This is a genomic window from Streptomyces sp. NPDC007162, from assembly GCF_040634175.1.
GTDB lineage: Bacteria > Actinomycetota > Actinomycetes > Streptomycetales > Streptomycetaceae > Streptomyces.
The window spans coordinates 1-5,733 of the sequence record NZ_JBEYFC010000545.1 but is presented as its reverse complement, the minus strand read 5'-3'; the positions used below and the strand labels follow the sequence as shown (position 1 = coordinate 5,733).

Annotated in this window: 6 protein-coding genes; 5 read left to right on the top strand and 1 reads right to left on the bottom strand. The window is 70.4% G+C overall.

The genetic code is table 11. The annotated features are described in order from the left end of the window. On the bottom strand, positions 1-406 hold a 406-nt coding region (locus tag ABZ646_RS38670; RefSeq protein ID WP_360530008.1), incomplete at its 3' end, for an AraC family ligand binding domain-containing protein. Positions 407-535: 129 nt separating this feature from the next. Here ABZ646_RS38670 and ABZ646_RS38665 point away from each other — a divergent pair. From ABZ646_RS38665 to ABZ646_RS38645, 5 genes are all read left to right on the top strand, one after another. Beyond that, entirely contained in the window at positions 536-1,315 is a 780-nt protein-coding gene (locus ABZ646_RS38665) for an MBL fold metallo-hydrolase (protein WP_360530005.1), read from the top strand. 50 nt (positions 1,316-1,365) lie between these two features. Beyond that, the gene (locus tag ABZ646_RS38660) at positions 1,366-2,376 is read left to right on the top strand and encodes a superoxide dismutase (RefSeq protein ID WP_360530002.1); all 1,011 of its coding nucleotides are present in this window, start codon (positions 1,366-1,368) and stop codon (positions 2,374-2,376) included. Positions 2,377-2,414: 38 nt separating this feature from the next. Beyond that, on the top strand, positions 2,415-3,065 hold the full coding sequence (locus ABZ646_RS38655) for an NAD(P)-binding domain-containing protein (RefSeq protein WP_360529999.1): 651 nt from the start codon (positions 2,415-2,417) through the stop codon (positions 3,063-3,065). Between the two features lie 98 nt (positions 3,066-3,163). Continuing rightward, on the top strand, positions 3,164-4,105 hold the full coding sequence (locus ABZ646_RS38650; protein WP_360529997.1) for a hypothetical protein: 942 nt from the start codon (positions 3,164-3,166) through the stop codon (positions 4,103-4,105). A 123-nt stretch (positions 4,106-4,228) separates the two neighbouring features. Further along, positions 4,229-5,503 (top strand): multidrug effflux MFS transporter, encoded by a 1,275-nt coding sequence (locus tag ABZ646_RS38645; protein WP_360529994.1) that lies wholly within the window; start codon positions 4,229-4,231, stop codon positions 5,501-5,503. Positions 5,504-5,733: the final 230 nt, after the last annotated feature.

The following is a 5,733-nucleotide window of genomic DNA, read 5'->3' as shown; positions in this document are numbered from 1 at the left end:
GTTGCCGGCACGCCGGCCCGTACCACTCGTTCACCAGCCGGTCGGCACTGCTGGTGTGAGGTGGAAAGGCCGGCGTGAACAGCAGGTGCGTGCCGTTGGCGGTGCCCGGCCGTACGAAGCTCTGGACCTGGCCGGGGCGGACCCACAGCAGGGTGCCGGGGCGGCAGGGATAGGTCACGAAGTCGATGGCGTGTTCGCCGCTGCCCTGGGTGATGAGGGTGAGGGTGTGGAAGTCGACCCGGTGCACCAGGTCGGACCGCCTGCCGCGGTGCCGGCGCCGTTCGTGCAGGGTCGCGAGATCGATGATCTCGAAGCCGGGGACGCGTTCCTGGGGAGGATTGAAGTCGAGCCGGAGGATGGCATCGCCTCCCGACAGATCGGCCGTGTCAGGGTCGGCGGGAAACATCGCGATCTCCACATGTCCTCGAATTACCATGCCGTGTCTTCATGGTATCTCGCCTGCCTGCGGCTTTGCGGCAAGAGTGGAGGTGAGCGAGACGGCGGAAGGCCGTCATCCACCGCAAGGAGCATTCCCATGAACGGTACGGTCACGGTCCTCGACAAGGGCACGGTGCGGATCCACAGCTACATGTCCCCGGCCGACACCTTCCACACCACCACCCAGCTGATCGAGACGCCGACCCGGATCATCGCGATCGACGCCCAGCTCCTGCCCGCCTACGCGGACGAGGCCGTCGCGTACGCCAAGGGACTCGGCAAGCCGCTGGACCGGCTGATCGTCACCCATGCCCACCCCGACCACTACAACGGCGCCGCCCGCTTCGGCGCCCCCGTCCACGCGCTGCCCCAGGTACGGGAGCAGATCCTGGCGCGCGGCGACAGCCAGCTGCCCACCGGCCTGGTCATCCCGGTCGCCGACTTCACCCCGGACGTGGCGCTCATCCCGGGCATCGAGGTCATCGACGGCGTCCCGTTCGTCTTCGAGGCCGTCTCCGGCGGCGAGGCCGCCGACGAACTCCTCGTCAAGCTGCCCGAGCAGGGCGTCCTGATCGCCCAGGACCTCGTCTACAACGACGTCCACCTCTACCTGGGCAACAACGACATCACCGGCTGGCAGCGGGCCGTCGACGCGCTGGCCGCCGAGTCCGGCTACGACACGATCCTCGCCGGCCACGGCCTGCCCACCGGGCCGGAGGTCTACGCGCAGGTGCACCGCTACCTCGACGACGCCCGCGAACTGCTCGGCGACGACGGCCAGGCGTACAAGAAGGCGATCGTGGACCGCTATCCCTCCCACGTCGGCCCGTTCATCATCGACATCGCCAACCGGTCCCTCTTCCCCACCGGTAACTGAGCACCCGCCTCCCCCTACCTCCAACTCCCTTCCACTCAGAAGGACTTGTCATGCCGTCAGTTCGTCTGCGCCACCCCCGCGTTGCGGCCGTCGCGGTGGCCTCGCTGTTCGTGATGGGCGCCGCCGCCCCGGCTCTCGCCACCCCGCACGCGAGCGGGAGACCCACCGCCACCTCCGGGCACCACCACGCACCCCTGCCCACCAGTTACACGATTCCCGGCGACAAGACCTACCCCGAGGGCATCGCACGCCAGCAGGGCACGCCCTTCTTCTACGTCGGCAGCACCAGCGACGGCACCATCTACCGCGGTGACATCCACCAGAGCGCGACCAAGGTGTTCCTGCCGGGCGGAAAGGACGGACGGACCTCCGTCGCGGGCATGAAGACCGACCGCGCGGGACGGCTCATCGTCGCCGGCGGCGCCACCGGCAAGGTCTTCGTCTACGACACCCGCACCCGCGCCCTACTGCACGTGTTCGACACCGGCCGTACCGACACCTTCCTCAACGACGTGGCCCTCGCCCCCAACGGCGACGCCTACATCTCCGACTCGATCCACCCCGCGCTGTGGCACCTCACCGCCGCCGAGCTGAAGAGCAAGCAGATCCAGCAACCACTGCACGTGGGCGTGGACCTCACCAACTCCCCGATGGTCTACGACGACGGGTTCAACGGCAACGGCCTGGTGGTCACCGGCGACGGCCGCTACGTCCTGCTCGCCGACTACAACGACTACGCCTTCTACCGCGTCGACCTGCACACCCACCAGGTCGTCCCGATCGACCTCGGCAGCGCCAAGGGCGTCTCCGGCGACGGCCTCCTGCTGAGGGGCGACACCCTCACCGCCGTCACCGAACTCGACCACCCCGAGGGCCAGATCAGCGTCCTGAAGCTGAGCCACGACTACACCAAGGCCGAACTCGTGCGCACGGTCCACGGCCACGGCATGCACAGCCCCTCCACGGCCGCCGTCGACGGCCACGACCTGCTGATCGTCAACTTCCAGTTCCAGATCACCAATCCGGTGCTCCCGTTCAACGTGGTGCGGGTCCACGTCTGACAGCCAGCAGGCACAGCGCCAGAAAGGACACCATCCTCATGAAGATCACCATCATCGGCGCCGGCAACATGGCCCGAGGCATCGCCACCCGCGCCCTGGCGGGCGGACACACGGTCACCGTCACCGCCAAGGACCCCGGCAAGGCCGTACGACTCGTCGACGAACTGCGCGGGCAGGCAACAGGCGAAGGCCGGATCGCTGCCGCCGACGCATCTGCCGTCGACACCGCGGACATCGTGGTCCTCGCCGTCCCCTTCGACGCCGCCAAGCAGCTCGCCGCCGCCTACCGAGAGCAGCTGAGCGGCAAGGTGCTGGTCGACATCAGCAACCCCGTCGACGCCTCCCTCGACGCACTCGTCGTCGCCCCGGGCACCTCGGCCGCCCAAGAGATCGCCGAGGCCGCCGGACCGGACGTACGTGTCGTGAAGGCGTTCAACACCACGTTCGCCACAACCCTGATCGCAGGCGAGGTGAACGGCACTGTGCTCGACGTCTTCATCGCCGGTGACGACGAGGCCGCCCGTAAGCAGGTCGCCGACCTGGTCACCTCCGGCGGGCTGAACCCGGTCGACGTCGGCGCGCTCAGGCACGCCCGCGAGCTGGAGGGCTTCCAGCTGCTGCACATGGCACTGCAGATCCGCGAAGCGGGCCACGGCTGGGCGAGCACGATCAAGATCGTCGCCCCCTGAGCCGTAGCAGTACCACCCCATCGAGCCCCACTGCCGGCCCGCGACCCCCACGGGCCGGCAGTGGACCGTCAGCAGAACCCCACCAGGAGAACCACCCCATGCGCGTCCGTACCTCCCTGACCACCCTCGCCGCGACCGCGGTCCTGCTCGCCTCCGCGGCCACCGCAACCGCGGCGACCCAGCCGCTCTCGGCGCCGCACATCACCAACCACTTCCAGCTGGCGGCCTCGCAGCAGCCCGAGAACATCACCGTCGACCACACCGGGGCTGCGTACCTGACCTTCTCCTTCGCCCGGCAGATCGTCCGCGTCACTCCGGGCAGCCGGCCGCACGTCCTGGCCACACTGCCCGCCCCCGCCAGGGCGAACACCCCCAACCTGGGCAAGGCGTTCGTCGGGGGCATCGCCCGCGCCGACGACGGCACCCTGTACGTCACCTACGCCACCGGCACCGCCGACCTCACCGGCGTCTGGGCCGTCCGCCCCGGTGGCCGCCCGCACCGTATCGCCGCCCTGCCCGCCGACGGATTGCCCAACGGCCTCGCCCTCGACCAGCACACCGACAAGCTCTACGTCACGGACTCCGTGCACGGCGTCGTCTACCGCCTCCCCGCGTGCGGCGGAAAGGCCACCGTCTGGGCCAAGGGCACGCAGCTGGAGCCCACCACGTTCGCCGGCGCCAACGGCCTGAAGCTGCACAACGGGGCCGTCTGGGCCACCAACCTCGACCGGGGCACCGTCCTGCGTATCCCGGTCACCGCCAAGGGCACCGCCGGAAAGGTCCAGGTACGGGCCACCGGCATGCCGTCCATCGACGACTTCGCGTTCACCGGCCACGGCGACACCCTGCTCGCCGCCCGCGACGACAACCAGGTCGACCTCGTCCGCCCCGACGGCACCCGCACCGCCGTCCTCACCCCGGCCGACGGTCTTCAGACCCCCACGTCCATCGCGGTCCACGGCAGCAAGGTGTATGTCCCCAGCGCCGCCTACATGACCGACAAGGACCCCAACCTGCTCATCGCCCGCCTCGGCCGCTGACGCGGCCGGCGGGACGCATCCCACCGGCGCCGGTGCCGCACCGACCGCGTGGCGCCGGCCGGTGCAGAACCGGCAGCACAGTGGTCCGCGCGGTCCGCTCTCTCCGACAGCCCTGGAAGCGACATGTCCGAACCCTCCCCGACCAGCAGCGCCGGGACAGCAGACACCCTCCACGCGCCGTCCCCGGACCGCCATCCGCGCCGTCTGCCCCTCGTCCTGGTCCTGGGCTCCCTGACCGCGCTCGGCCCGCTCACCATCGACCTCTATCTCCCTGCCCTGCCTCAGGTCAGCGGAGATCTCCACGTCTCACAGGCCGTCACCCAGCTCACCCTCACCGCCTTCATGATCGGGATCGCGCTGGGCCAGCTGGTCATCGGGCCCCTCAGCGACACCCTCGGCAGGCGCCGTCCCCTCCTGACCGGCCTGACCGTGTACGTCGCGGCGAGCCTCCTGTGCGCCGTCGCCCCCAATCCCACGGTCCTCATCGGCATGCGCATGGTCCAGGGCCTGGCGGGCGCCGCCGGGATCGTCATCGCCCGAGCCGTCGTCCGTGACCTGTACGACGGACTCGGCGCCGCCCGCCTGCTCTCCTCGCTGATGCTCGTCTCCGGCACCGCGCCGATCCTCGCCCCCGTGCTCGGCGCCCAACTGCTGCGCCTGACCTCCTGGCGCGGCGTGTTCGTCACCCTCACCGTGCTGGGCCTGATCATCCTCGCCGCCACCGCGACCCTGCTGACCGAGACCCTGCCGGCACACCAGCGCCGGCGCGGCGGGCTCCCCGACACCCTGCGCACCATGCGCGACCTCGTCAAAGACGGCCGCTTCTCGGGCTATCTGCTCACCGGAAGCCTCGGCTTCGCCGCCCTGTTCGCCTACATCGCCGGCTCCTCCTTCACCCTGCAAGAGGTCTACGGCGCCTCCCCACAGACCTACAGCCTGCTCTTCGCCCTCAACTCGGTCGGCATGGTCGCCACCGGCCAGCTCAACGGCAAACTGCTCCTCGGCCGTTTCCCCTCGCACCGCATCCTGGGGGCGGGCCTGGCCGTACTCGCCACCGCGGGCACCGCCCTGGTCGTCCTGGCCACCCTCACGCACGTGGGCCTGCCCTGGATCGCCGGCGCGTTGTTCTTCACGGCCTGCCCGGTCGGCATGATCCTGCCCACCACCACCGCCCTTTCTCTTCAGCGGGCCCCGCACGCGGCGGGCAGCGCCTCGGCGCTCCTGGGTACCACCCAGTTCCTCATGGGAGCCCTCGCGCCCGCCCTCGCCGGTCTCGGCGACCAGGGCACCGCCCTGCCCATGGCCCTGTCGGTGCTCGGCCTCGCGCTGGCCGCAACGGTCTGCTACCTGGCCCTCTGCCACCCATGGCGTCCCACTCCGGACCCGCTGGCCTCGTAAGCCCGCCTCACGTTCCTGGTGCAGTGTTCGCCGTGTACAAGGCCCGGTTCGACCACGCAGGCGCACCGGCCGGCGTCGACCGACAAGAGTCGGTGGCAGTACTTCGTCCAGTCGCTGACGACGGCGGTGCGGGTGCACTGGCCGTCCGGGCTGGTGCCGCCGTCCCGGGAGCACCGGCTCTCGGCCCTGGGGCGAGCGGGCCGCAGAGCTGAACCCGGCGCACCTGGTCC